The sequence below is a fragment of the Pseudomonas synxantha BG33R genome, assembly GCF_000263715.2.
Lineage (GTDB): Bacteria > Pseudomonadota > Gammaproteobacteria > Pseudomonadales > Pseudomonadaceae > Aquipseudomonas > Aquipseudomonas synxantha_A.
Genome location: NZ_CM001514.1, coordinates 3,345,585 through 3,368,177 on the forward strand (window position 1 = coordinate 3,345,585; position 22,593 = coordinate 3,368,177).

At 61.1% G+C, this 22,593-nt stretch carries 19 protein-coding genes and 1 pseudogene; 11 read left to right on the forward strand and 9 right to left on the reverse strand.

The window, feature by feature from the left end; translation table 11 throughout:
* Positions 1–19: 19 nt before the first annotated feature.
* Complete coding sequence (locus PSEBG33_RS12695) at positions 20–319, reverse strand: putative quinol monooxygenase (protein WP_005788525.1); 300 nt, start codon at positions 317–319, stop codon at positions 20–22.
* 185 nt (positions 320–504) lie between these two features.
* Here PSEBG33_RS12695 and PSEBG33_RS12690 point away from each other — a divergent pair, with 185 nt between their 5' ends.
* Complete coding sequence (locus tag PSEBG33_RS12690; protein ID WP_005788526.1) at positions 505–990, forward strand: DUF1289 domain-containing protein; 486 nt, start codon at positions 505–507, stop codon at positions 988–990.
* Between the two features lie 40 nt (positions 991–1,030).
* Here PSEBG33_RS12690 and mdeB read toward each other — a convergent pair whose 3' ends face one another.
* Positions 1,031–3,709, reverse strand: coding sequence for an alpha-ketoglutarate dehydrogenase (gene mdeB, locus PSEBG33_RS12685; protein WP_005788527.1), 2,679 nt, complete (start codon positions 3,707–3,709; stop codon positions 1,031–1,033).
* Between the two features lie 190 nt (positions 3,710–3,899).
* Between mdeB and PSEBG33_RS12680 the strand changes: the two genes are divergently transcribed.
* The 3 genes from PSEBG33_RS12680 (at position 3,900) to PSEBG33_RS12670 (ending at position 6,582) form a co-directional block, all read left to right on the forward strand.
* Positions 3,900–4,820, forward strand: a complete 921-nt coding sequence (locus tag PSEBG33_RS12680) for a class I SAM-dependent methyltransferase (RefSeq protein ID WP_005788528.1) — start codon at positions 3,900–3,902, stop codon at positions 4,818–4,820.
* Between the two features lie 148 nt (positions 4,821–4,968).
* Positions 4,969–5,685, forward strand: a complete 717-nt coding sequence (gene pcsA, locus PSEBG33_RS12675) for a phosphatidylcholine synthase (RefSeq protein WP_005788529.1) — start codon at positions 4,969–4,971, stop codon at positions 5,683–5,685.
* A 117-nt stretch (positions 5,686–5,802) separates the two neighbouring features.
* Positions 5,803–6,582, forward strand: coding sequence for a TSUP family transporter (locus PSEBG33_RS12670; protein ID WP_005788530.1), 780 nt, complete (start codon positions 5,803–5,805; stop codon positions 6,580–6,582).
* On the opposite strand, the gene nudC is transcribed toward PSEBG33_RS12670, so the two are convergent.
* Together nudC and PSEBG33_RS12660 are read right to left on the reverse strand one after the other, a co-directional pair.
* The gene (gene nudC, locus PSEBG33_RS12665) at positions 6,550–7,383 is read right to left on the reverse strand and encodes an NAD(+) diphosphatase (protein WP_005788532.1); all 834 of its coding nucleotides are present in this window, start codon (positions 7,381–7,383) and stop codon (positions 6,550–6,552) included. The genes PSEBG33_RS12670 and nudC overlap by 33 nt on opposite strands.
* Before the next feature lie 5 nt (positions 7,384–7,388).
* A complete protein-coding gene (locus PSEBG33_RS12660) occupies positions 7,389–8,201 on the reverse strand; it encodes a crotonase/enoyl-CoA hydratase family protein (protein ID WP_005788534.1) in 813 nt (270 codons plus the stop codon).
* Positions 8,202–8,386: 185 nt separating this feature from the next.
* Between PSEBG33_RS12660 and PSEBG33_RS12655 the strand changes: the two genes are divergently transcribed.
* From PSEBG33_RS12655 to PSEBG33_RS12645, 3 genes are all read left to right on the forward strand, one after another.
* Positions 8,387–8,941 (forward strand): UPF0149 family protein, encoded by a 555-nt coding sequence (locus PSEBG33_RS12655; protein WP_005788536.1) that lies wholly within the window; start codon positions 8,387–8,389, stop codon positions 8,939–8,941.
* Between the two features lie 161 nt (positions 8,942–9,102).
* Complete coding sequence (locus PSEBG33_RS12650; protein ID WP_005788538.1) at positions 9,103–10,359, forward strand: 3-phosphoshikimate 1-carboxyvinyltransferase; 1,257 nt, start codon at positions 9,103–9,105, stop codon at positions 10,357–10,359.
* A gap of 33 nt (positions 10,360–10,392) precedes the next feature.
* Entirely contained in the window at positions 10,393–10,782 is a 390-nt protein-coding gene (locus tag PSEBG33_RS12645; RefSeq protein ID WP_005788540.1) for a hypothetical protein, read from the forward strand.
* Position 10,783: 1 nt separating this feature from the next.
* Here the strand turns inward: PSEBG33_RS12645 and PSEBG33_RS12640 are convergent, their stop codons facing one another.
* Positions 10,784–11,383 (reverse strand): NAD(P)H-dependent oxidoreductase, encoded by a 600-nt coding sequence (locus tag PSEBG33_RS12640; RefSeq protein ID WP_005788541.1) that lies wholly within the window; start codon positions 11,381–11,383, stop codon positions 10,784–10,786.
* Between the two features lie 72 nt (positions 11,384–11,455).
* On the opposite strand from PSEBG33_RS12640, the gene PSEBG33_RS12635 reads away from it, so the two are divergent.
* Positions 11,456–12,058, forward strand: a complete 603-nt coding sequence (locus tag PSEBG33_RS12635) for a TetR/AcrR family transcriptional regulator (protein ID WP_005788542.1) — start codon at positions 11,456–11,458, stop codon at positions 12,056–12,058.
* Here PSEBG33_RS12635 and PSEBG33_RS12630 read toward each other — a convergent pair.
* Positions 12,048–12,725, reverse strand: coding sequence for a GNAT family N-acetyltransferase (locus tag PSEBG33_RS12630; protein WP_005788544.1), 678 nt, complete (start codon positions 12,723–12,725; stop codon positions 12,048–12,050). The two genes, PSEBG33_RS12635 and PSEBG33_RS12630, sit on opposite strands and share 11 nt — an antisense overlap.
* Before the next feature lie 36 nt (positions 12,726–12,761).
* Here PSEBG33_RS12630 and PSEBG33_RS29930 point away from each other — a divergent pair, with 36 nt between their 5' ends.
* The 3 genes from PSEBG33_RS29930 (at position 12,762) to PSEBG33_RS12620 (ending at position 16,131) form a co-directional block, all read left to right on the forward strand.
* Complete coding sequence (locus tag PSEBG33_RS29930; RefSeq protein WP_005788545.1) at positions 12,762–12,890, forward strand: hypothetical protein; 129 nt, start codon at positions 12,762–12,764, stop codon at positions 12,888–12,890.
* Between the two features lie 81 nt (positions 12,891–12,971).
* Positions 12,972–13,823 carry a CAP domain-containing protein gene (locus tag PSEBG33_RS12625; protein ID WP_005788547.1) on the forward strand — a complete coding sequence of 284 codons (852 nt, stop codon included), beginning with the start codon at positions 12,972–12,974 and terminating at the stop codon, positions 13,821–13,823.
* 103 nt (positions 13,824–13,926) lie between these two features.
* On the forward strand, positions 13,927–16,131 hold the full coding sequence (locus tag PSEBG33_RS12620) for a GAF domain-containing protein (protein WP_005788548.1): 2,205 nt from the start codon (positions 13,927–13,929) through the stop codon (positions 16,129–16,131).
* Between the two features lie 36 nt (positions 16,132–16,167).
* Here the strand turns inward: PSEBG33_RS12620 and PSEBG33_RS12615 are convergent.
* From PSEBG33_RS12615 to treS, 3 genes and pseudogenes are all read right to left on the reverse strand, one after another.
* Positions 16,168–16,875, reverse strand: a pseudogene (locus PSEBG33_RS12615) (GGDEF domain-containing protein); the annotation flags it as partial.
* A 51-nt stretch (positions 16,876–16,926) separates the two neighbouring features.
* Entirely contained in the window at positions 16,927–19,164 is a 2,238-nt protein-coding gene (glgB, locus tag PSEBG33_RS12610; protein ID WP_005788551.1) for a 1,4-alpha-glucan branching protein GlgB, read from the reverse strand.
* On the reverse strand, positions 19,161–22,508 hold the full coding sequence (gene treS / locus PSEBG33_RS12605) for a maltose alpha-D-glucosyltransferase (RefSeq protein ID WP_005788552.1): 3,348 nt from the start codon (positions 22,506–22,508) through the stop codon (positions 19,161–19,163). Before treS ends, glgB begins: the two co-directional genes overlap by 4 nt.
* Positions 22,509–22,593 lie beyond the last annotated feature (85 nt).

Sequence of the window (22,593 nt, forward strand, 5' to 3'; positions counted from 1 at the left end):
GCTCCTACAGTCAATGGCGTCAGTCCGACACCTGCTCCAGGAAAATCAACTGCAACGGCTCGCTGAGCAAAGCATCCGCCGTGGCGGCAAAGTGCTGGAAGTACGGCGTGGCAAAATGCTCATCCAGTGCTGCCTGGCTCTTGAATGCCTCGCGCATATAGAACGTGCCGGGTTCATCGCGTCGCTCGAACAACACGTAATCCAGATTGCCAGGTTCGGCCCGCGTCGGTTCGATCAGGCTCAGCAAGCCAGTCTTGAGCGCGTGCTCTTGGCCAGGTTTTGCCTTGAGTACGGCGAGGGATACCAGGGGTTTTGGCATGGCGATGTCTCTATGAGTGGGTGGGTTGGAACAGCCGGCAACAGCGGTGAACATCACGGCATACAGCCAGGGTTTGATCGGTGTTCTCATGGGTGTCGCTCGCAATGGATTGAAGCCATCGTTGCCCATTTGGCGACGCAGAAACACTGACTAAATACGCTTACACTTTCTTCAAAGGCTTGAAAATGCCGCACTCCATCAAGACCCCTTGCGTCGGCCTGTGCTCCACCGTCTACGGTGATCTGGTCTGTCGGGGCTGCAAGCGCTATCACCACGAGGTGATCCAGTGGAATGGCTATAACGCCGAGGAAAAACAGGCGGTATGGCTGCGCCTGGAACAGCTACTGGTGCAGGTGATGGCCAGCAAGCTGGAAGTGTTCGACCCACACTGCCTGCGACAGCAGCTGGAGGCCCGCAAGATTCGCTTTATGCCGCACCAGTCGCCGTATTGCTGGGCATACCAGCTGATCGCGCGGGGTGCGCGGGTGATTTCCAGGCTGGATGCCTATGGATTGGCATTGCTGCCGGAGTTTCGCGAGCGCCACTTGGCGGATTTGCGCGATGCGATAGATCGGGAATTCTTTCTGCTTTCAGAGGCGCATTACGAGCGCTATATCGCCCCGGGTTTCCTCAAGGATGCCTTCGGGCCAGCCCTGATCGCCACACTCTAATGTGGGAGCAAGTCGAATCGTCGCACCGCCCCTCCCACAATCAGCAGGTCCAGGGCGCATCCCGTTCTGGCTGCAACCCGTAGAGATGAATCGCGCGCTGACACACCGCCGGCGCCAAACTCCCCTGCTCCACCAATGCCGTCAACGCTGCCAGCACAATATGGTGCCGATCCACCTCAAAGAAATCACGCAACGCCGCCCGTGTATCACTGCGCCCAAACCCATCGGTGCCGAGCACGGTGTAGCCCGAATCCACGTACGAGCCAATCATCTGCGGCACTGCCCGCACATAGTCGGACACGGCAATCACCGGTGCGCCTTTGGGCAAACAGTCATGCAAATGACTGACACGCTTGATGCTCTGCGGATGCAGGCGATTCCAGCGCTCCACCTCTCTCGCTTGCCGCGCCAGTTCACTGAAGCTGGTGACGCTGTACACCGCGCTTTGCACCTGCCAGTCGTCCATCAGCAACTGCGCCGCCGCCAGGGCCTCACGCACCAGCGTGCCGGAGCCGAGCAGGCGCACCTGCGCGTCCTGCGTACCCTGCAAGCGATACATGCCCTTGATGATCGCGCCTTCCACGCCTTCCGGCAGGCTGGGTTGCGCGTAGTTTTCGTTCATCAGCGTCACGTAGTAGAACTCGTCGACATCCTGCTCCAGCATCCGACGCATACCGTGGTCGAGGATCACCGCAAACTCACCGGCGAACGCTGGATCGTAGGCGCGGCAATTGGGCACGGCGGCGGCAGCAAGGTGGCTGCTGCCGTCCTGATGCTGCAAACCTTCGCCGCCCAGGGTGGTGCGCCCGGCCGTGGCGCCGAGCAGGAAGCCCCGGGCACGCTGGTCGGCAGCCGCCCAGATCAGGTCGCCCACGCGCTGAAAACCGAACATCGAGTAATAGATATAGAAGGGCAACATGCGCAGGCCATGCACCGAGTAACTGGTCGCGGCGGCCACCCAGGAACTGATGGCGCTGGCTTCGCTGATGCCTTCTTCCAGGATCTGCCCGTCGGTGGCTTCGCGGTAACTGAGGATCGAGCCGATGTCTTCCGGCTCATAGTGCTGGCCGACACTGGAGTAGATGCCAATCTGCTTGAACAGGTTGGCCATGCCAAACGTACGCGCCTCGTCGGCAACGATGGGCACGATGCGCGGCCCCAATTGTCCGTCTTTGAGCAAGTGGGTGAGCATACGGACGAAGGCCATGGTGGTAGACATTTCCTTGCCTTCGGCGGCCGTGGCGAAACCCGCATAACCGCTCATCGACGGCACACTGACACGCGCGGCAAGCTGGCTGCGGCTGGGCACGTAACCGCCCAGGGCCTTGCGGCGCTGGTGCAGGTAGCGCAATTCCAGGCTGTCATCGGCCGGCTTGAAAAAACTCAAGGACTCGACCTGCTCATCCGACAGCGGCAATTGGAAGCGATTGCGAAAGGCAATCAGCGCCTGGCGATCAAGCTTCTTCTGTTGGTGAGTGGTCATCTTGCCCTGCCCGGCTTCGCCCATGCCAAAACCTTTTTTGGTCTGGGCCAGGATCACCGTGGGTTTGCCCTTGGTCCGGCGGGCAGCGTGGTAAGCGGCGTGGATCTTGACCATGTCATGGCCGCCACGCTTGAGGCGGTCGATCTGCTCATCGCTCAGGCTCTCGACCAGCTTGGCCAGGGATTCACTCTGGCCAAAAAAATGCTCGCGGTTATAGGCGCCATCCTTGGCGGCGAAGGTTTGGAACTGGCCATCCACGGTCTGCGAAAGGGTTCGGACCAATGAGCCGTCGGCGTCCTTGGCGAGCAACGCATCCCAGTCCGAGCCCCACACCAGTTTGATCACGTTCCAACCGGCGCCGCTGAACAAGGCCTCCAACTCGTCGATGATGCGCCCATTGCCGCGTACCGGGCCGTCGAGGCGTTGCAGGTTGCAGTTGACGACCCAGGTCAGGTTATCCAGGCCCTCGCGGGCGGCCAGGGTCAGGGCTGACATGCTTTCCGGTTCGTCCATTTCGCCGTCGCCGAACACGCCCCATACATGGCGGTCCGAGGTGTCCTGCAAGCTGCGGTGCTGCAGGTAACGCATAAAGCGCGCCTGGAAAATCGAGCTGATGGGGCCAATGCCCATAGAACCGGTGGGGAACTGCCAGAAGTCGGGCATCAACCATGGATGGGGATAGCTGGACAGCCCGCGAGTGCCCTCCTTCGGCCCACCGATTTCTTGGCGGTAGTGGGCCAGATCCTGTTCTGTCAGGCGCCCTTCAAGGTAGGCACGGGCATAAATACCGGGTGCTGAATGGGGCTGGTAGAACACCAGGTCACCGCCGGATTGCTCGCTGCGGGCGCGGAAAAAGTGGTTGAAGCCCACTTCGAACAAATCCGCGGCGCTGGCGTAACTGGCGATATGCCCGCCCAGTTCGCCATACGCCTGATTGGCGCGCACCACCATGAACAGGGCATTCCAGCGCACCAGCGAGGCGAGGCGCTCTTCGGTTGCCAGGTCGCCGGGAAAAGCCGACTGCTGCTCGACGCTGATGCTGTTGATATACGGTGTGCCGTGGCGGGGTTTCCAGTCGATGCCCGGCGCACCGCCTTCGCGGGCCAGCAGGTCGAGAATTTCGCGGGCCCGGGCGGGGCCGGCATTGGCCACCAGCGAGGCCAGGGCATCACTCCACTCATCCAGCTCCTGCTGATCCTGCGCCGTGTGATTGACTGCGTGGGCGAAACCGTTCATGGGCACCTCCGGACTTTTTTCCAGTTTATGTCGGTGCTGAAGGATTTTTTGCCTGTTATCAGGCTCACCCAACAGAATTTTGAGCATAAATCACTGTAGATCGGTTTTATTCCAGCACGTTGTGCTCATGCACCCGCAAACCCGGCAATTGTGTTTAAAATGCCGCCCGCCCGATGACTGACGCACAACGATGAACCCAGACGCACTCGCTACCCTTCACGCCCACTTGCTGACCGCCCTGGCTGACGCACCGGTGGAAACCCGGCGCCTGTTCCATGGCCGCGGCCGTTGCTGGCCGGGCCTGGAACAACTGACGGTGGACTGGCTGCAAGGGGTGGTGTTGGTGGCGCTGTTCAAGGAAACCGAGCACCTGCAAGCCCTCAAGCAGACGCTGCTGAACATCGACTGGGCGAGCTTTGGCGCGCACACCTTGGCCATGCAACACCGCTACCTGCCGCAAAGCACCACCGAGTGGTTAGTGGGTGAGGCCATCGATGAGCTGACCATCACCGAGGGCGGCCTGCGGTACCTGATCGACCTGGGTAAAAAGCAGAACAGCGGGCTATTTCTGGACATGCGCTACGGGCGCAACTGGGTGCGCGAACAGGCCCAAGGCCAGCGCGTGCTGAATTTGTTTGCCTATACCTGCGGTTTTTCGGTGGCCGCCATCGAAGGCGGCGCCGACCATGTGGTGAACCTGGACATGGCCCGTGGCGCCCTCAGTCGTGGCCGCGACAACCATCGCCTGAACGGGCATGACTTGAGCAAAGTCACCTTTTTGGGCCACGACTTGTTCAAGTCCTGGGCCAAGGTCACCCACAGCGGCCCTTACGATCTGGTGATCATCGATCCGCCGTCGTTCCAGAAAGGCAGCTTCCTGCTGACCAAGGACTACCAGCGCGTGCTGCGCCGCCTGCCGGACTTGCTCACCGCCCAAGGTACGGTGCTGGCGTGCATGAACGACCCAGCCTTCGGCGAAGATTTCCTGATCGACGGTGTAACCCGCGAGGCACCGGGCCTGCGCTTTGTGCAGCGCCTGGACAACCCGCCGGAATTCCCCGACGTCGATCCGCAAAGTGGGCTGAAGGCCCTGGTGTTCCGTCAGGGTTGATGCCGAATCGTCCTACGCTTGCTACGCTTACGCAGACACCGGGCGGTGAACCTTATCCCCCTCTTCCCGGTCGATACCTGCATTACCCGGCCAGACTCGACGGCGCTACGTTGTCGGCTGCCCCGTTTGACCTTTTGGAGAACCGCCCGTGATATCCACCCTGCATGTAGCCAGACTCAAAGCCTGGGGCGCCCACGGCTTTACTGCCACCGGTGTGGTACTGGCCTTCCTGGCCACCCTGGCGCTGCTGGAAAACTCCCCCAAGGCATGCCTGCTGTGGCTGGGCCTGGCGCTGGTGGTGGATGGCGTCGATGGCTCGCTGGCGCGACGGGTGAATGTCAGCACGGTATTGCCCAGCTTTGACGGCTCGGTCCTGGACCTGGTGATCGATTACCTCACCTATGTGTTCATCCCCGCACTGTTTATCTACCGCTATATCGACCTGCCGGAATTTACCCACCTGTTTACGGTGTCGGTGATTCTGGTGTCTTCGCTGTTCTGCTTTTGCAATGTGAACATGAAGAGCAAGGACAACTACTTCGTCGGCTTCCCCGCCGCCTGGAACGTGGTCGCCCTGTGCGTGTACATCATCCAGCCTGACGCCTGGGTCACCTTGCTGACCGTGATCGGCCTGGCCCTGTTGACCGTGACACCGATGAAGTTTTTGCACCCATTCCGGGTCAAGCGCTTCATGCCGATCAATATTGCGGTGACTACGATCTGGTTGCTGTGCAGCTTTTTGATGGTGGTGGACTATCCCAACACCAACCCGTGGACGTTTGGCTTGTGGTCGCTGATGTCGGCGTATTTCCTGGGCATTTGCATCTGGCGTACGGCGCTGGAGTGGCTGGGAACCCACAAATAGCCAAGCAGACGGGTTTAAAAATGTGGGAAGGGCTTGCTCCCACATTTGGTTCTGCGTGCATTCGGCAGGTAAGATGGCGGCCTTCGCATAGCGCACCTCCAACAATAAGCCCTGCCCATGCCCTTCGAACTCAGCGTTGACCTCACCACCCTGGCCATCCTGGCCGTCGTTGCCTTTATCGCCGGTTTTATCGACGCCATCGCCGGCGGCGGCGGGCTGCTGACCACACCGGCCCTGCTCACCGCCGGGATGCCGCCTCACCTGGTACTGGGCACCAACAAACTCAGCTCCACCTTCGGCTCGGCCACCGCCAGTTTCACCTTTTACCGGCGCAAGCTGTTCCACCCGCGCCAATGGGTGCACGCCATCGTCGGTACATTGATCGGCGCGCTGACCGGTGCGGTGGTCGCCCACTACCTGCCCGCCGAAACCCTGAACAAGATGCTGCCGGTGATCGTCTTTGCCTGCGGGGTGTACCTGTTGTTCGGCGGTACGCCAAAGGCGCCGGTGGATGCCGAAGCACCGATCAAGAAGAAATGGCAGGCCACCCAGGGCTTTGGCCTGGGCTTCTACGACGGCGTGGCCGGGCCTGGCACCGGTGCATTCTGGACCGTCAGCACGATGCTGCTGCACCCCATCGACCTGGTGAAGGCCAGCGGCGTCGCGCGCAGCATGAACTTCGTCAGCAACGCGGCGGCGCTGACGGTGTTTATCATCAACGGCTCGGTAGACTGGATCGTCGGGCTGGCGATGGGCGTGTCAGTGATGTGTGGCGCGTTCTTTGGCGCACGCAGCGCAATCAGCGGCGGCGCCAAATTCATTCGCCCGGTGTTTATCACCGTGGTGCTGGGCCTGACCGTACGCCTAGCCTGGCAGCACTGGTTCAGCGTGGCCTAAGCGGCGGGCCACGTAAAGGTCGATCAGGTAACGCGCAATCGAACGTGACGCCGGCAACGGCGGCAGTTCGTGGATGTTGAACCACTGCGCATCCTCGATCTCGTCGGCCTGGGGCACGATGTCGCCACCGGCGTACTCGGCGTGGAAACCCAGCATCATCGAATGGGGGAACGGCCAGCACTGGCTGCCCATGTACTGGATATTCTTCACTTCTATCTGCACTTCCTCGCGCACTTCGCGGATCAGGCAGTCTTCGGCCGATTCGCCGGGTTCGGCAAAGCCGGCCAAGGTGCTGTAGACCCCTGTGACGAAACGTGGCGAGCGCGCCAGCAGGATCTCGTCGCCACGGGTCACCAGCACGATCATGCTCGGCGAAATCCGTGGGTAGCTGCGCAGGTCGCAAGGCGCGCAGTACATCGCCCGCTCCCGTGGGACCTGAACCATGGCCTGGCCGCAACTGCCGCAGAAGCGATGCTCCCGCGCCCAGGTGCCGATCTGGGCGGCGTAACCCAGCACTCTGTAGAGAGTGTGATCACCCTGGAGCATGAAACCGCGCAGCCCCTGCCAACTGCACCCTGGCACATCGGCAGCACTGTCGAGTTCCAGCAAGTACACCGGTTCACCATCGAGGTGGCCGATGCCGTGTTCAGCGAACACCGGCAGGTCCTGGCGTTTAAGCCACTCCCGAGGGAACAGAGGGCCATTGGCGTCATGCAAAAAGCCCTCACGGCTGCGGGCGACGGCCCAGCCACCGACGGCGTCGTTATCCAGCAGCGTTGTGGTAATCCAGCCTGGGGTCATATCAGTCAATCCACGAATTCAGGTTTCTGCTTGCTCATATGGGCCGCGATGGCCACGCGCAAGTCGTTGGATTGCAACATAGCCGAGTTCCAGGTGGCAACGTATTCCAGGCCGTCATTGACTGTGTGGTCACGCATGTAGCTGATCATGGCTTTGGTGCCGGTCACGGCGATTGGCGACTTGGCGGCGATTTCATGGGCGATTTCCATAACGCCGGCCAGCAGGCTGTCCTGATCGGCATACACGCGATTGACCAGGCCGAGGCTGCGCGCTTCTTCGGCACCGAACTGGCGACCGGTGTAGGCCAACTCACGCAACATGCCGTCGCCGATGATGCGCGGCAGGCGTTGCAAAGTGCCTACGTCAGCAGCCATGCCGATGTCGATTTCCTTGATCGAGAACTGCGCACCTTCGGCCGCGTAGCGCATGTCGCAGGCGCTGATCAGGTCAATGGCCCCGCCAATACAGTAGCCCTGGATCGCCGCGAGTACCGGCTTGCGGCAATGGTCGACCGCGTTGAACGAGGCTTGCAACTCGAGGATCTTGCGCCGTAACAGGCGCGCATTGCGCCCCACGTCCTTGCTGAACTCGTTGGCTATCGAGGCCAGCATCATCAAGTCGATACCCGAAGAGAAATGCTTGCCCGCACCACTGAGCACCACGGCGCGCACGGCATCGGTGTCGTCGATCCATTGGAAGATGTCGATGATTTCGGTCCAGAACGCCGCGTTCATGGCGTTGATCTTTTCCGGGCGATTGATCTGCACATGGGCAACGTTGCCGCTCAGTTCGACGACGAAGGCTTGGTATTCGGACATGGCAGTGATCCCTGACTGGCGATTGAGAAAGGCCAGACTATATCAAGGGTGCGCCACGGCGCATCGGCCAAAAGCGGGACTGGCCACGGTGAGGGAAAAGACGCTGGATAAAACCCGGTGCACACGCCATCCTTTGCGCTTTAAGCCGCCCCTGTCAGCGGCGCTCGACGTTTTAAGGATATGCCATGCACGCCCAACCCCTCTCTCCCGCCGATTTCGACTTCATTGACGCCACCTTGCTCAAATACGGTGAAGACCACTCGGTGCTGAACATGGCCGAACTCGACGGTTATTTCACCGCCCTGGTTTCCAGCCCGGCCAAGGTGGACGTGGCCGAGTGGTTCCCGGCGATCTGGGGTGGGCAAAACCCTGAATGGGACAACATGGGCGAGGCCCAGGATTTTCTCGCACTGTGTGTACGCCATATGAATACCCTGGCCGCTCAATTGGCCACCGACTCCCAGGCATTCAAAGCCCGTTTCGATGAAACCGAATATCAAGACCAGGCGGTGACGCTGGCTGAAGAATGGTGTTTTGGTTATGTGCGGGGTGTGACGATCGGCAACTGGCCGCCATTGCCCGCCGAACAAGCCGGGCAACTGGAAAAAATCACCGGGTGCGCCGAGCAGGACAATTTCGAACTGCCGGCGGACCTGGATATAAACGCCCATCAACAGCAGGTCAGCGAAATCGAACCGGCTGCACGGGCGCTGCATGACTACTGGTTGAGCCAGCGTTAAGCCGGGCTTGCTGGCCCCGTCCCACATTTGAATCGGAGCACATCCCAGAAAAATCACGCAGATCACTTGCTCACTCGACAAGCATGGCGTGTTTGCCTGATTATTCGGGTCCGCACGTCGGCCACTCCACGCCACCTCGCCTTGACCAGGAGCCTTGTACCTTGAGTTCGCAAAAAACCGTGACCGTTACACCGCCCAACTTTCCTCTCAATGGCAAGGTCGCGCCCCCCGGCTCCAAATCCATCACCAACCGCGCCCTGTTGCTGGCGGCATTGGCCAAGGGCACCAGCCGTTTGAGCGGTGCGTTGAAAAGCGATGACACTCGCCACATGTCGGTCGCCCTGCGTCAGATGGGTGTGAGTATCGATGAGCCAGACGACACCACGTTCGTCGTCACCAGCCAAGGCTCGCTGCAATTGCCTGCCCAACCACTGTTCCTCGGTAACGCCGGGACTGCCATGCGCTTTCTCACCGCCGCCGTGGCCACCGTGCAAGGCAGCGTGGTGCTGGACGGCGATGAATACATGCAAAAGCGCCCGATTGGCCCGCTGCTGACCGCCCTCGGCCAAAACGGAATTCAGGTCGACAGCCCCACTGGCTGCCCGCCCGTGACCGTGCATGGCACAGGCAAGGTACAAGCCAGGCGCTTTGAGATCGATGGCGGCTTGTCCAGTCAGTATGTATCGGCCCTGCTGATGCTCGCGGCCTGTGGTGAGGCGCCGATTGAAGTGGCGTTGACCGGCAAAGACATCGGCGCCCGTGGCTACGTGGACCTGACCCTGGATTGCATGCGCGCCTTTGGCGCCCAGGTTGAAGCCGTGGACGACACCACCTGGCGCGTCGCCCCGACCGGCTACACCGCCCGGGATTACCTGATCGAACCCGACGCCTCGGCCGCTACCTACCTGTGGGCCGCCGAAGTGCTGACCGCTGGCCGTATCGACATCGGTGTCGCAGCCCAGGATTTCACCCAGCCGGACGCCCAGGCCCAGGCCGTGATCGCCCAGTTCCCGAACATGCAAGCCACGGTGGTCGGTTCGCAAATGCAGGACGCCATCCCGACGCTGGCAGTGCTTGCCGCGTTCAACAACACCCCGGTGCGTTTTACTGAACTGGCGAACCTGCGCGTCAAGGAGTGTGACCGTGTACAGGCACTGCACGACGGCCTCAATGAGATCCGCCCGGGCCTGGCGAGCATTGAGGGCGACGATTTGCTGGTGGCGAGCGACCCAGCCCTGGGCGGCACCGCGTGCACGGCGCTGATCGACACCCACGCCGACCACCGCATCGCCATGTGCTTTGCCCTGGCCGGGCTGAAAGTTTCGGGGATTCGCATCCAGGACCCGGACTGCGTGGCCAAGACCTACCCTGAGTACTGGAAAGCCTTGGGCAGCCTGGGCGTTCAATTGACCTACTGACACGCCGATCGTGAAACTTCGCCGGGAGCGTCGATGACCATTCGCCAACCCTGCCCTCCCGGCGCCTGTGTGTGCGAGCGTGAACAACTGCTGGAGGCGCCCGGCGCGGACCTGCGCATCCTCCAGTTGACGCGACAGCAGGAAAAAATCCTGCTCGAACGCCTTGAAAACCTCAAGAGTCTGCAAGACCTTGAACACATGCAGCAGCGGATGTACGAGCAACTGGGCATCCGCGTGCACATTGCGCCTGGGCATACCGAGGTCAAGAGTATGCGCGGGATCCAGATCGTTATCGACGAGCTGCCGGGCATGTGCCGCAAGACGCGTCAATCGATCCCGGCGTCGATCCGCCGCGGCCTGGAAAAACGCCCCGAGATTGCCTACCGCTTGCTCGATGCCCACGACCTGTTTCGCGACACCTGAATCACCCCGCGACCGTCTCGCGCTGGAACATCCCCTGCCCCACAGCTTTGGCCGTGTGCAAGTGCGCCTGGGCGCCCCCGCTCTCCGAATCCAGCAGCAGCTTGGACGTCAGCACCTGCGCCCCGCAGTAATCAAAGATGCCGTAATCGATCTGGGTGTGCATGGCCTTGGCATAGCCGTGCCGATCGAAAGCGCTGTCATCCGCGCCCCCGAGGGCCAGCAGGTGCACCTGCAAGTGGCGCAGTTTTTTCACGACGGGTGTGTCGGGGCCATAATCGATCGCCCAGCCGTTGACGAACACGCGGTCGACCCAGCCTTTGAGCAACGCCGGCATCGACCACCAGTAGATCGGGAAAGCCACCACCAGCGCGTCGGCGCGCTCGATACGCGCCTGTTCGGCCAGCACATCGGCCGGCGGAGTTGCATGAGCGCGGTGCACCTGATGGTCGGCGGCGGTGTAGCGTGGGTCGAACCCTTCGGCAGCAAGGTCGGCGATTTCGAAGGTGTGGCCGGCGGCGGTCAAACCGGCGCCTACCTGAGCCGCGACGCTATGGGTGAGCGATTTCCGGTCGTGATGAGCAACTACGATCAAGGCGTGCATGACTTTAACTCCTGACAGGATTAAGCTACGTTTAGTAAGTTATGCCCCTTAAGTTACTTTTGGTATATAACCATGTCAAGCAGTGAATCCCCTGCCCCACGTCGGCGCTTGTCCCGTGAAGATCGCCAGCGCCAATTACTCGATGTGGCGTGGCAATTGGTGCGCGAGGAAGGCACCGACGCCCTGACCCTGGGCCGCCTGGCGGAGCTGGCAGGTGTGACCAAGCCGGTGGTCTACGACCACTTCACCACGCGTGCGGGATTGCTGGCGGCGTTGTATGCCGATTTCGATGCGCGCCAGGACCAGGTCTTTACCGAGGCCATCGACACCAGTAAGGCGACGCTAGAGGACCGGGCATGGGTGATCGCGTCGGCGTATGTCGATTGCGTACTGTTGCAGGGCCGGGAAATCCCCGGAGTGATTGCCGCGCTGAGCGGCTCGCCGGAGCTGGCGGTGCTCAAGCGCGAATATGAGGCGATCTTCCTGGAAAAGTGCTCCAACGCACTGTCACCGTTCGCCTCGGGCGGCGGTGTTTCCAAGGCCGGCTTGCGCGCTATGCTCGGTGCGGCGGAAGCCCTGTCTCATGCGGCAGCCAATGGCGAGATCAGCCGTGAGGAGGCCCAGCAGGAATTGCTGGCGACCATCCTGGGGATGGTCCAGCGGGTCAAATCGTAGGAAAACGCTGCTGGATGTACAGCTGCACCTTGCGCGTCAACTGATCCAGATGCCGGTCACGCTGTTTTTCAGCGTCGACCATGGCGCGCTTGCCGTGCTTTTGCAGCAGGTAGGTATGAATCTGGCGCACTTCCAGCGAACGATAGATCGCTGCCACATCCAACACCCCCATCAAGCCTTCGGTGCCGTAGTCCCGGGTGTTCATCAGCACTTGGGTGCCACGTGCGCCGCGCACCTGAAACCCCATGGCCTCGAATACCGGGACCTTCTCCACCGCACAGGCCAGTTCGGCGTGGGGATAGCGCGCCAGCACATCGCCCAGCATTTGCTTCGCCACGCCCTGGCGACGAAAGCCGGCCTGCACCGCCATAAAGGCAATGCCGCAGGCTTGAGGGTCGTTCTTGACCGGCAGATACAGGCAAAAACCGACAACGGTTTCGTCCTGCATCGCCACGACCAGCTCGACGGCGATGCCCTTCTCGCCATTCAACGCCTCAAGGTACAAGTGCACCTCAAACCCGATGGCGTACTGGTAGATGTTGTAGAGCAAGTTACTTGGCGCCAGCGCGACACTGCTGATGTCGGTGAGGTTGTCCACCACCATCTGCAGGATCTGGCTATTGACCGATTCGGGGCACGGCGTGGTGTAGCGGGTAAGGCTGAACATGCAAATTCCTGGAGTTTCGCGTCAAGGCAGCGGCGATTGTACCTGTTGCGGGCCGCTCATGGCCCGCACCCGATGGTGGCGGCCTCGGCGATTCACTCCACCGATGGCGTGGTGGTGTTCGCCCTCTGCGATCAGGGCGCAAAACACTCGACATTCAAGAATTGAAGAAAAAAGTTCGGACCAACGGGTGCATGGATGCACCTGGATCGCGCATCATGGGCACTTTCAAGCTCAAGGGTAACGTCCATGCGCGTTCTGTCATTGATGATGGGTCTTACGACGCTGGCCGCCACTACGGTGTTCTGCGCCAGCGCGATGGCGAATGAAGAAAGTCAGTTAGTCCAACAGATCAACCAATACCGCAGCCAGGTGCAACGCTGCGGTGACCAGGGTTCCCAGGAACTGCCACCGCTGACCAGCGACACACGGCTGGTGCTGCCGGCCTCCAATGTCGGCGATTTGCAGCAGTCGCTGGCGCGGGCTGCGTACCCTATGGTCAACGTGCAGGCCATCAGCCTGTCCGGGCCCAAGGATGCCGACGCCGCCATGAAAGCAGTGCGCGAAAGCTTCTGCCGGGTGGTACTGGACCCGCAATATGTCGACATCGGCGTCAGCAACAGCGGCCAGGATTGGCGCATCGTGCTGGCCCGCCCGCTGTTGACCAGTGGCCTGGGCGACTGGCAGACCGAAGGCAAGCAACTGCTGAACCTGGTCAACGCCGCGCGCGCCGAACCACACCAATGCGGCACCCAGGCGTTCAGCGCGACCACGCCGCTGTCGTGGAACGACACCCTGGCCAGCGCGGCCAACAGCCACACGCGCAACATGGCCAACGGCAACTTCTTCGACCACCTGGACCACGACGGTCGTACTCCCGGTGACCGCGCCGAACTGGCCGGGTATATCGCGAAGAACATCGGCGAAAACATCGCCGCCGGCCTCGATACCCCTCGCAAGGTCGTGGACGGTTGGCTCGCCAGCCCCGGCCATTGCGCCAACCTGATGAACCCGCAATTTCGCGAATTGGGCGCGGCCTACGCGATGGACCCCAAGAGCGATGCAGGTATCTATTGGACAGGTGTATTCGCCGCTCAATAACCTGGATATTCGCGCTGAACTGGGAGCAGTCATTCAGGTCTGTTGCTTGGCAACCTGACGTTTCAGGCAATAGTCGAACCGCGGTAGATAAGGTGTTGACCCCATGATGAATTGGCTGCAAGGCAGCAGCGACATGGCCGAGCGGGTCCGCCAGCATGATTGGGCCAGTACGTCCCTCGGCCCGCTGGAGCAGTGGTCCGATGTATTGAAGACCACCGTCGCGCTGTGCTTCGCTTCCAGGTTTCCCCAGGCCATCGTTTGGGGGCCTGAGTTGATTACGCTCTACAACGATGCATTCCGGCCGATTCTGGGCAACAAGCCGGAGGCACTGGGCCGCCCTTTCAGCGAGGTGTGGCACGAGGCCTGGAGCGAGATAAGCCCCATCGCCAGCGCGGCGTTCGACGGGCATGCCACCTATATTGAAAACTTCCCGCTGATGCTCAAGCGCAATGGTGCGCCGGAACAGGCGTATTTCACTTTTTGCTACAGCCCTATCCGCGACTCCCGAGGCAACGTGGTGGGCATGCTCGATACGGTGACCGAGACCACCTCCACCGTATTCCTCGCCCGTCGCCTGGCGGTGCTGGATGCCATCGGCAACGCCGTGGCCAGCGCCACCGACGCCGAAGCCATCATGACATCGACCACCCAACTGCTGGCGCAACACCTGCAAGTGTCGATTTGCGCCTATGCCGATATGGATGAGGATGAAGATGGTTTCACTATCCGTGGCGACTGGGCGGCGCAGGGCTCACCCAGCATCATCGGCCACTACAGCCTGGCGGCGTTCGGCGAACGCGCGGTGAGTGCTCTGCGGGCCGGTCAGCCCCTGGTGATCCGCGATAACCTGATCGAACTGCCCGCCGATGAGTCGGCAACCTTTCAGGCGCTGGGCGTCACGGCCACCATCTGCGTGCCGCTGATCAAGGATGGACGTCTCACGGCGTTGATGGCCGTGCATGACAAACAGCCCCGCTACTGGTCGCCCTACGATCTGGCGTTGTTGGGTGAAGTGACCGAACGGTCCTGGGCGCACATCGAGCGCGTGCGCGCCGATGCAGCCGTACGCGAGGGCCTGGCGGCCTACACCGAACTCAACGCCACGCTGGAGCAGCGCGTGGAAGAGCGCACCCTCGCGCTGGCCCAGGCCGAGGCCGCGTTGCGCCAGTCACAGAAGCTTGAAGCCATAGGCCAACTGACCGGCGGCGTCGCCCATGATTTCAACAACCTGCTGACCATCATTCGTTCGTCAGTGGACTTCCTGCGCCAACCGAACTTGTCGCAAGAGCGTCGCCAGCGCTACATGAGCGCCGTCTCCGACACCGTGGAGCGGGCCAGTAAACTCACCAGCCAATTGCTTGCCTTCGCCCGTCGCCAGCCGTTGAACCCGCAGGTATTGGATGTCAGCCAGCGGGTACGCAACATCGGCGAGATGCTTGAAAGTGTCACCGGCGCCCGCATTCATGTACAGGTGCAGTTGCCCGATCAGCCGTGCTACGCACGCATTGACCCCAGCCAGCTCGAAACCGCGCTGCTCAACATCGCACTCAATGCTCGCGACGCAATGGACGGCCAGGGCACCCTGACCCTCAAGGTCGCCACACAGCAAGCGCTGCCGCGCATCCGCGGTGACGCCGAGTCACGCCTGCCGTACATCAGCATCTCTCTGACCGACACCGGCACCGGTATTGCCGGCGACACCATCGACCGTATCTTCGAGCCGTTCTTCACCACCAAGGCCGTTGGCAAAGGCACCGGGCTGGGCCTGTCGCAAGTCTTCGGCTTTGCCAAACAGTCGGGCGGCAACATCGATGTGACAAGTACCCTCGGCCTGGGCACTGTGTTCACCTTGTATTTGCCCCAAGTGGAAGGCGAACCCGCCCCGCAGCAGGACGAACAGGAGCAACTTGTATCGCCGCAGGAGGCTGCCCAACGGCATGTTCTGATCGTGGAAGACAACCTGGAAGTGGGACGTTTCGCCAGCCAGATCCTCAAGGACCTGGGCTACAAGACCACTTGGGCGACCAACGCCGAGCAGGCACTGGCCCTCGCTGGCAACGACGCCCGAGCCTTCGACGCGATTTTTTCGGATGTGGTCATGCCGGGGATGACCGGCGTTGCGATGGCCAGACTGCTGCGTGAGCGGCGTCTGGACCTGCCGGTGGTACTTGTCTCAGGCTACAGCGAAGAGCTGGCGGACAGCGGTTATGAGGGGTTTGAGTTCCTCGCCAAACCCTACTCCGCCGAACAGGTCGCCAGGGCGTTGGTGAGGGCGATGTCCAAGGATCAGACCGCTACAGCCACCTGATCACGACCTTGAGCCTTAGCGGTGCAGGTCTTCAAACCCGTCGCGCTCATCGGTTTGGGCCGCGCGGGTTGAAAGACGGTGTGTACGCTCCATTTGCCGTGTCAGGCGGAAGGCTTTTTCCAGCGCATCGGACAGTTTGCAGGTGGCCGTCACCACAAAGGACGAAAACACCAGCACTGCCAGGGCCACACCCACTTGCATCGGTGCCGGCTGGAACAACAGCCACAGCGTACAGGGCAACAGCACCAACGCCATCGAACTCAGGGTCATGTAGCGATAGGCCGAGTAGCAGGACACCGCACTGACTGACATCCCTACGGTAAAGAGCATCACCAGTACCTGGGACACACGGTCATCAACCGGCATCACCGCCAGCGCCCCACCTCCCCAGATGCCCGCCGACAACATCAGCGTGATCCAGTAACGCCGCTCCCAACGCTTTGGGGTGCGCTCGCTGTCGGGGCAACGAAACCACTGCACGAACATGTGCAGGCGCAGCAGTGACGAGCAACCCAGCAGCACCAGCCATACCAGAATGATTCGATGATCGAAGCGATCCCAGCACAGCCAGCAGAGCATGGCGGCCCCCAGATAACTACCGAAGACGGCCGAGAACGACTGGCGAAACAGTTGGTGCAACCGGTCGGTTCGCACTTGCTGCTCGATGATGGGATCCTGATCTTGCCCATGCCCAAAGCTGTTCATGCAATGCGCCTGTGTCGATTGCGACGGCAAAGGCGCCATTGTGGCACCCTGCCAGTATCGGGAACAACTGCATCCGCCAATCCAGCGCCCTTACAGCTCCTGCGGACGCAGAATCAACACGCCCAACGGCGGCAGGTTCAACGACAGCGACACCGGTTGCCCATGACGCGGCTCATCCTGGGTGAACACCTCTCCCCCATTGCCAAAGTTGGAACCGGCGTAAGTGTCCGCATCACTGTTGATCACCTCACTCCAACGCCCGCCGTACGGCACCCCAACCGCATAGCCTTCACGCGGCACCGGGGTAAAGTTAGCAACCACCAGCACCGGCCGGCCGTCCTTGCTCCAGCGCAGCCAGGCGTAAACACTGTTGATCGCATCATCGCCAATCAGCCACTGGAAGCCTTGGGGAGCATCATCCTGTTCATGCAGCGCCGGCTCCTCGCGGTACAGGCGGTTCAAGTCGCCCACCAGCTTCTGCACCCCACGGTGCTCAGGGTATTGCAGCAGATACCAGTCCAGTTGCTGGTCGTGGTTCCATTCGCGCCACTGGCCAAATTCGCAGCCCATGAACAACAGCTTCTTGCCCGGGTGCATCCACATGAAACTCAGATAGGCGCGCAGGTTGGCAAACTTCTGCCAGCGATCTCCCGGCATCTTGTCGATCAGCGAGTGCTTGCCGTGCACCACTTCATCGTGTGAGATCGGCAAGATAAACCGCTCGGACCACGCATATACCAGGCCGAAGCTCAGCTCGTTGTGATGATGGGCGCGGTACACCGGGTCTTGCTGGATGTAATGCAGCGAGTCATGCATCCAGCCCATGTTCCACTTGTAATTGAACCCCAGGCCACCTTGTTGGGTAGGCTGGCTGACCCCCGGCCACGCCGTCGATTCCTCGGCGATCACCAGCGCGCCGGGCGCTTCAAGGGCGACCACGTCGTTCAAATGCCGCAGAAAATCGATGGCTTCCAGGTTCTCGCGCCCGCCATGGCGGTTGGGCACCCACTCGCCGGCCTTGCGCGAATAATCGCGGTACAACATCGAGGCCACCGCATCCACCCGTAGCCCATCCACATGAAAATGCTTGAGCCAGTGCAGGGCCGAGGCCAGCATGAAGCCGTGCACTTCCGTACGGCCCAGGTTGTAGATCAGCGTGTCCCAGTCCTGGTGAAAGCCTTCCAGCGGGTTGGCATACTCGTACAGCGCTGTGCCGTCGAACTGCGCCAGGCCGTGGGTATCGGTGGGGAAATGCGCCGGCACCCAATCGAGGATCACGCCGATATCCGCCTGGTGGCAGGCATTGACGAACCAGGCGAAATCCTCGGGCGATCCAAAGCGTGCACTCGGGGCGAATTGCGACAAAGCCTGATAGCCCCACGAACCACCAAAGGGGTGCTCCATGATCGGCATCAGCTCGATATGGGTGAAGCCCAGTTGCTGCACGTAGGGGATCAAGCGCTCCGCCAGTTCACGCCAGCCGTATTGACGGGCGACCTCGCCGGCCTCGTCCAGCTCGCACTGCCAGGAGCCCACGTGCAGCTCGTAGATCGACAAGGGCGCCGTGGATTTCTGCTTGTCACCCCGGGCTTGCATCCAATCATGGTCTTGCCAGTCCACCTGCAACGGTACGGCGACCTTGGAGGCCGTGTCGGGCGGCAGTTGAGTGGCCAGCGCCACCGGGTCGGCCTTGAGCGGCAGGATCCCATGAGCCCCGAGGATTTCGTATTTGTAGGCAGCGCCCGGCTGCAAACGCGGGATAAAAATCTCCCACACACCGGAGGGGTGACGCAGGCGCATCGGATGGCGGCGACCGTCCCAGATATTGAAATCGCCCACTACCGAAACCCGCCGCGCATTCGGTGCCCACACCGCAAAGCGCACACCTTGCACGCCATCGACACTGGTCACCTGGGCCCCCAGGCAACTGCCCAGGTCGCGGTGATTGCCTTCGGCAAACAGGTAAAGGTCCATTTCCCCCAACAGCAATTGACTGAAGCTGTAGGGGTCTTCGGTAATCTGTTCACCGCCCGCCCACTGGATTTTCAGCAGGTACGGCTGGCGCGTGCTGAATTGCCCGACAAACAAGCCTGGCACTTGGGTTGCATCGAGGCTGCCCAGCACTTCACCGCCATCCCGGCTGAGTACCTGAACGCTGAGCGCCTCGGGCAGAAAGGCGCGAATAAACTGCCCGCCCTGCTCGTCGTCATGCGGGCCCAGGATCGAGAACGGATCCGGGTGTTCGGCGCGCACCAGCGCTTCGACGTCCTTGGACGCCGGCAATGCAGTCAACTTGGGCTGCAGCGGTTCTTTATGTGTAAAACTCATGACGTCTCCCCACCGCGTACAGGTTTCGATTTAGGTGTAAGCCCGCTCAGCAAGCCATGCAGCCCTTGCAAGGGCACCGGCAACCAGGTCGGGCGATTTTCCGCTTCGTAGGCCACTTCGTACGCGGCCTTTTCCAGGCTGAACAACGTCAGCGCTGCGTCCTGGCCGTTGGCATCCTGCCAATCATGCGCCAGTGTAGACGTCGCCGTCTGATAAGCCTGAGTAAATGCCTCGCGGGCTTCACTCAGATAGCGATCGGTGACGCGCTTGCGCGCAGTGTTGGCTTGCGGTGTCTGATCCACTGCTTGCACATTCAGGGCCATGGCCGCCGCGTAGTCAAAGGAGCGCAGCACCCCGCTCACATCTTTATAGGGGCTGTGCTTGCCGCGCCGCTCATGCAACGGCCGCGCAGGTTCGCCTTCAAAGTCGATCAGGTACGCATCGCCCTTGACCACCAGCACCTGGCCCAGGTGCAAGTCACCGTGGACACGAATCCGCAGCCCGCCGACCGTGGCCTTCGCCAATGCCTGGACATGCCCGGCGATGGCTTTTTTGTGTACCAGTAACTCACTGACCAACGCCTGGTCAGCGGGGTTCAACTGGCTTTGATGAAGCTTGAGCAATTGCAGCGCACGCTCGATCTGCGCGCCGACATCCTTGGCCCAGGCCTGAGTATCCTTGGCGGTGGTGATTTGCGGTTTGAAGTCCTTGTCATCCGTTGGCGCACCCAGCACCCCATGCATTTCCCCCAGGCGCTGGCCGAGCGCCGCGGCGAAATCCGCCAGTTCGCCAAGGGCGTTGTAGTGCTGCTCCTGTTCAGAAATAGCCTCGGCCAACTCGTCACGGATCGCCCGCTCCAGGTTGTTCTGGGTCCAGCTCCAGGCATCGCCCTGGTTGCTCAGGTAGCCCTGGGCAATCATCAGCAGGTTGTCCTGCCCCTGCGCGTCGCGGCGGCTCATAAAGCCCAGCAAAGGCGAGATATTCGGGTAGCCGGCGGCCGTCAGGTAGGCGCTCATTTCCAGCTCCGGGTGTACCCCGGCGCTGACTTTGCGAATCAGCTTGAGCACCAGGCTTTCGCCCACCACCACCGAACTGTTGGACTGCTCGGCAGACAAGTAACGCACCGGCGATTCGTGAGTCAGTTGCAGCCCGGCCAGGTGCCCGGTCGCCTCAAACCGCAGATCGCCCTCACTGGAGTTGAGCACGGTCCCTGCCTGCATGGCCTGGATGACTTCACGGATGAAAGGCTCAAGGCTGAAGGCATCGGTCACCAACCCTACTTGGCGGGTACGTCGCACCCGGGCCAGGGCCAATTGCTGGGGCAAGGCGCTGCTCACCTGATCTTCGCCGAGAAAGCCCAACGGCAGTTGATAACGGCTGACCTGACCACCACTGCTGACCTCGATTTCACTGAGCAATACCGGGTGCTGTGGGTCGCCAAACCGTACGCCGTAAGTGATGCGCACGCTGTCGATCGCCGTGTCTTTGCCGGCAAACCAGCGACGTTTGGGCAACCAGGCTGGCAATGAGGCTTGTTCCAGGCTGGTGCGGCAAGGCTCTTCGAGTAATTCTTCCATGCGTTTTTTCAGTACCAGAGTGGTGAAGTCGGGCATGCTCTGCGCCGGTTCCACATGCCAGCTTGGCATCTGGTTTTCCGTCGCCAGCACAAACCAATAAAAGCCATAGGGCGCCAGGGTCAGCAGGAAATTCAGCTGGCCAATCGGTGGAAAGGCATTACCGCCGAGCATCTCCACCGGCACCATGCCGGCGAAGGCAGACAAGTCCAGCTCCGCTGCCTGGGCGCTGCGCGACACATTGGCCACGCACAGGATGATTTCGGTGTGGCCGTCTTCCCCTGTGTATTCACGGGTGTAAGCCAGGATGCGCCGATTGGTCGGCGAGAGCATTTTCAGGCTGCCACGGCCAAAGGCCTTGGACTGCTTGCGCACCGCGAGCATGCGCCGGGTCCAGTTCAGCAACGAATGCGGGTCCTGGGCCTGGGTCTCGACGTTGACCGATTGATAACCGTATTGCGGATCCATGATCGGCGGCAATACAAGGCTGGCCGGGTTGGCACGGGAGAAGCCGCCATTGCGGTCGATAGACCACTGCATCGGCGTACGCACACCGTCGCGGTCGCCCAGGTAGATGTTGTCACCCATGCCGATCTCATCGCCGTAATACAGAGTCGGCGTGCCCGGCATCGACAACAACAGGCTGTTGAGCAACTCGACACGGCGACGATCACGCTCCATCAGCGGCGCCAGGCGGCGACGAATACCCAGGTTGATTCGGGCGCGGCGGTCTGCGGCATAGTAGTTCCACAGGTAGTCACGCTCCCTGTCGGTGACCATCTCCAGGGTCAGCTCATCATGGTTGCGCAGGAAAATCGCCCACTGGCAATTGGCGGGAATCTCCGGGGTCTGGCGCAGAATATCGGTGATGGGAAAGCGGTCTTCCTGGGCCAGCGCCATGTACATGCGCGGCATCAGCGGGAAGTGGAAGGCCATATGGCATTCATCGCCGTCATCGCCTTTACGCTCACCGAAATACAGCTGCGTGTCTTCGGGCCATTGGTTAGCTTCGGCCAGCAGCATCCGGTCGGGATAATGGGCATCGATTTCGGCGCGAATCTGCTTGAGGACGTCGTGGGTTTCAGCCAGGTTTTCGTTGTTGGTGCCGTCGCGTTCGATCAGGTAGGGGATGGCGTCCAGACGCAGGCCGTCAATGCCCAGGTCCAGCCAATAGCGCATCACCGACAGAACGGCCTTCATGACCTGCGGGTTATCGAAGTTGAGGTCGGGCTGGTGGGAGTAGAAGCGGTGCCAGAAGTACTGGCCGGCGACCGGGTCCCAGGTCCAGTTGGATTTTTCGGTATCGAGAAAAATGATGCGCGTGCCGTCGTACTTCTGGTCATCGTCCGACCACACGTAGAAATCCCGCGCCGCCGAGCCAGGCTTGGCCTTGCGCGCACGCTGGAACCAGGGGTGCTGGTCGGAGGTGTGGTTGATCACCAGCTCCGTGATCACCCGCAGCCCGCGTTTATGCGCCTCGGCGATGAAGCGTTTGGCATCGGCCATGGTCCCGTAGTCGCTGTGCACGCCACGGTATTCGGCGATATCGTAGCCATCATCGCGGCGTGGCGAGGGGTAGAACGGCAATAGCCAGATGGTGTTCACGCCAAGGTCGGCAATATAGTCGAGCTTGGCAATCAGCCCGGGGAAGTCACCGATGCCATCATTGTTGGAGTCAAAGTAGGATTTGACGTGAACCTGGTAAATCACCGCATCCTTGTACCAGAGCGGGTCTTTGATGAAGGTGGCTGTCTTGGGTTTCTTCGCCATCGGGAACTCCTGAAAACACTAAAGTTCTGCAGACGGAATGCGATCCAGTGTGGCAGCTGGCTTGCCTGCGATAACGGTCTGTCAG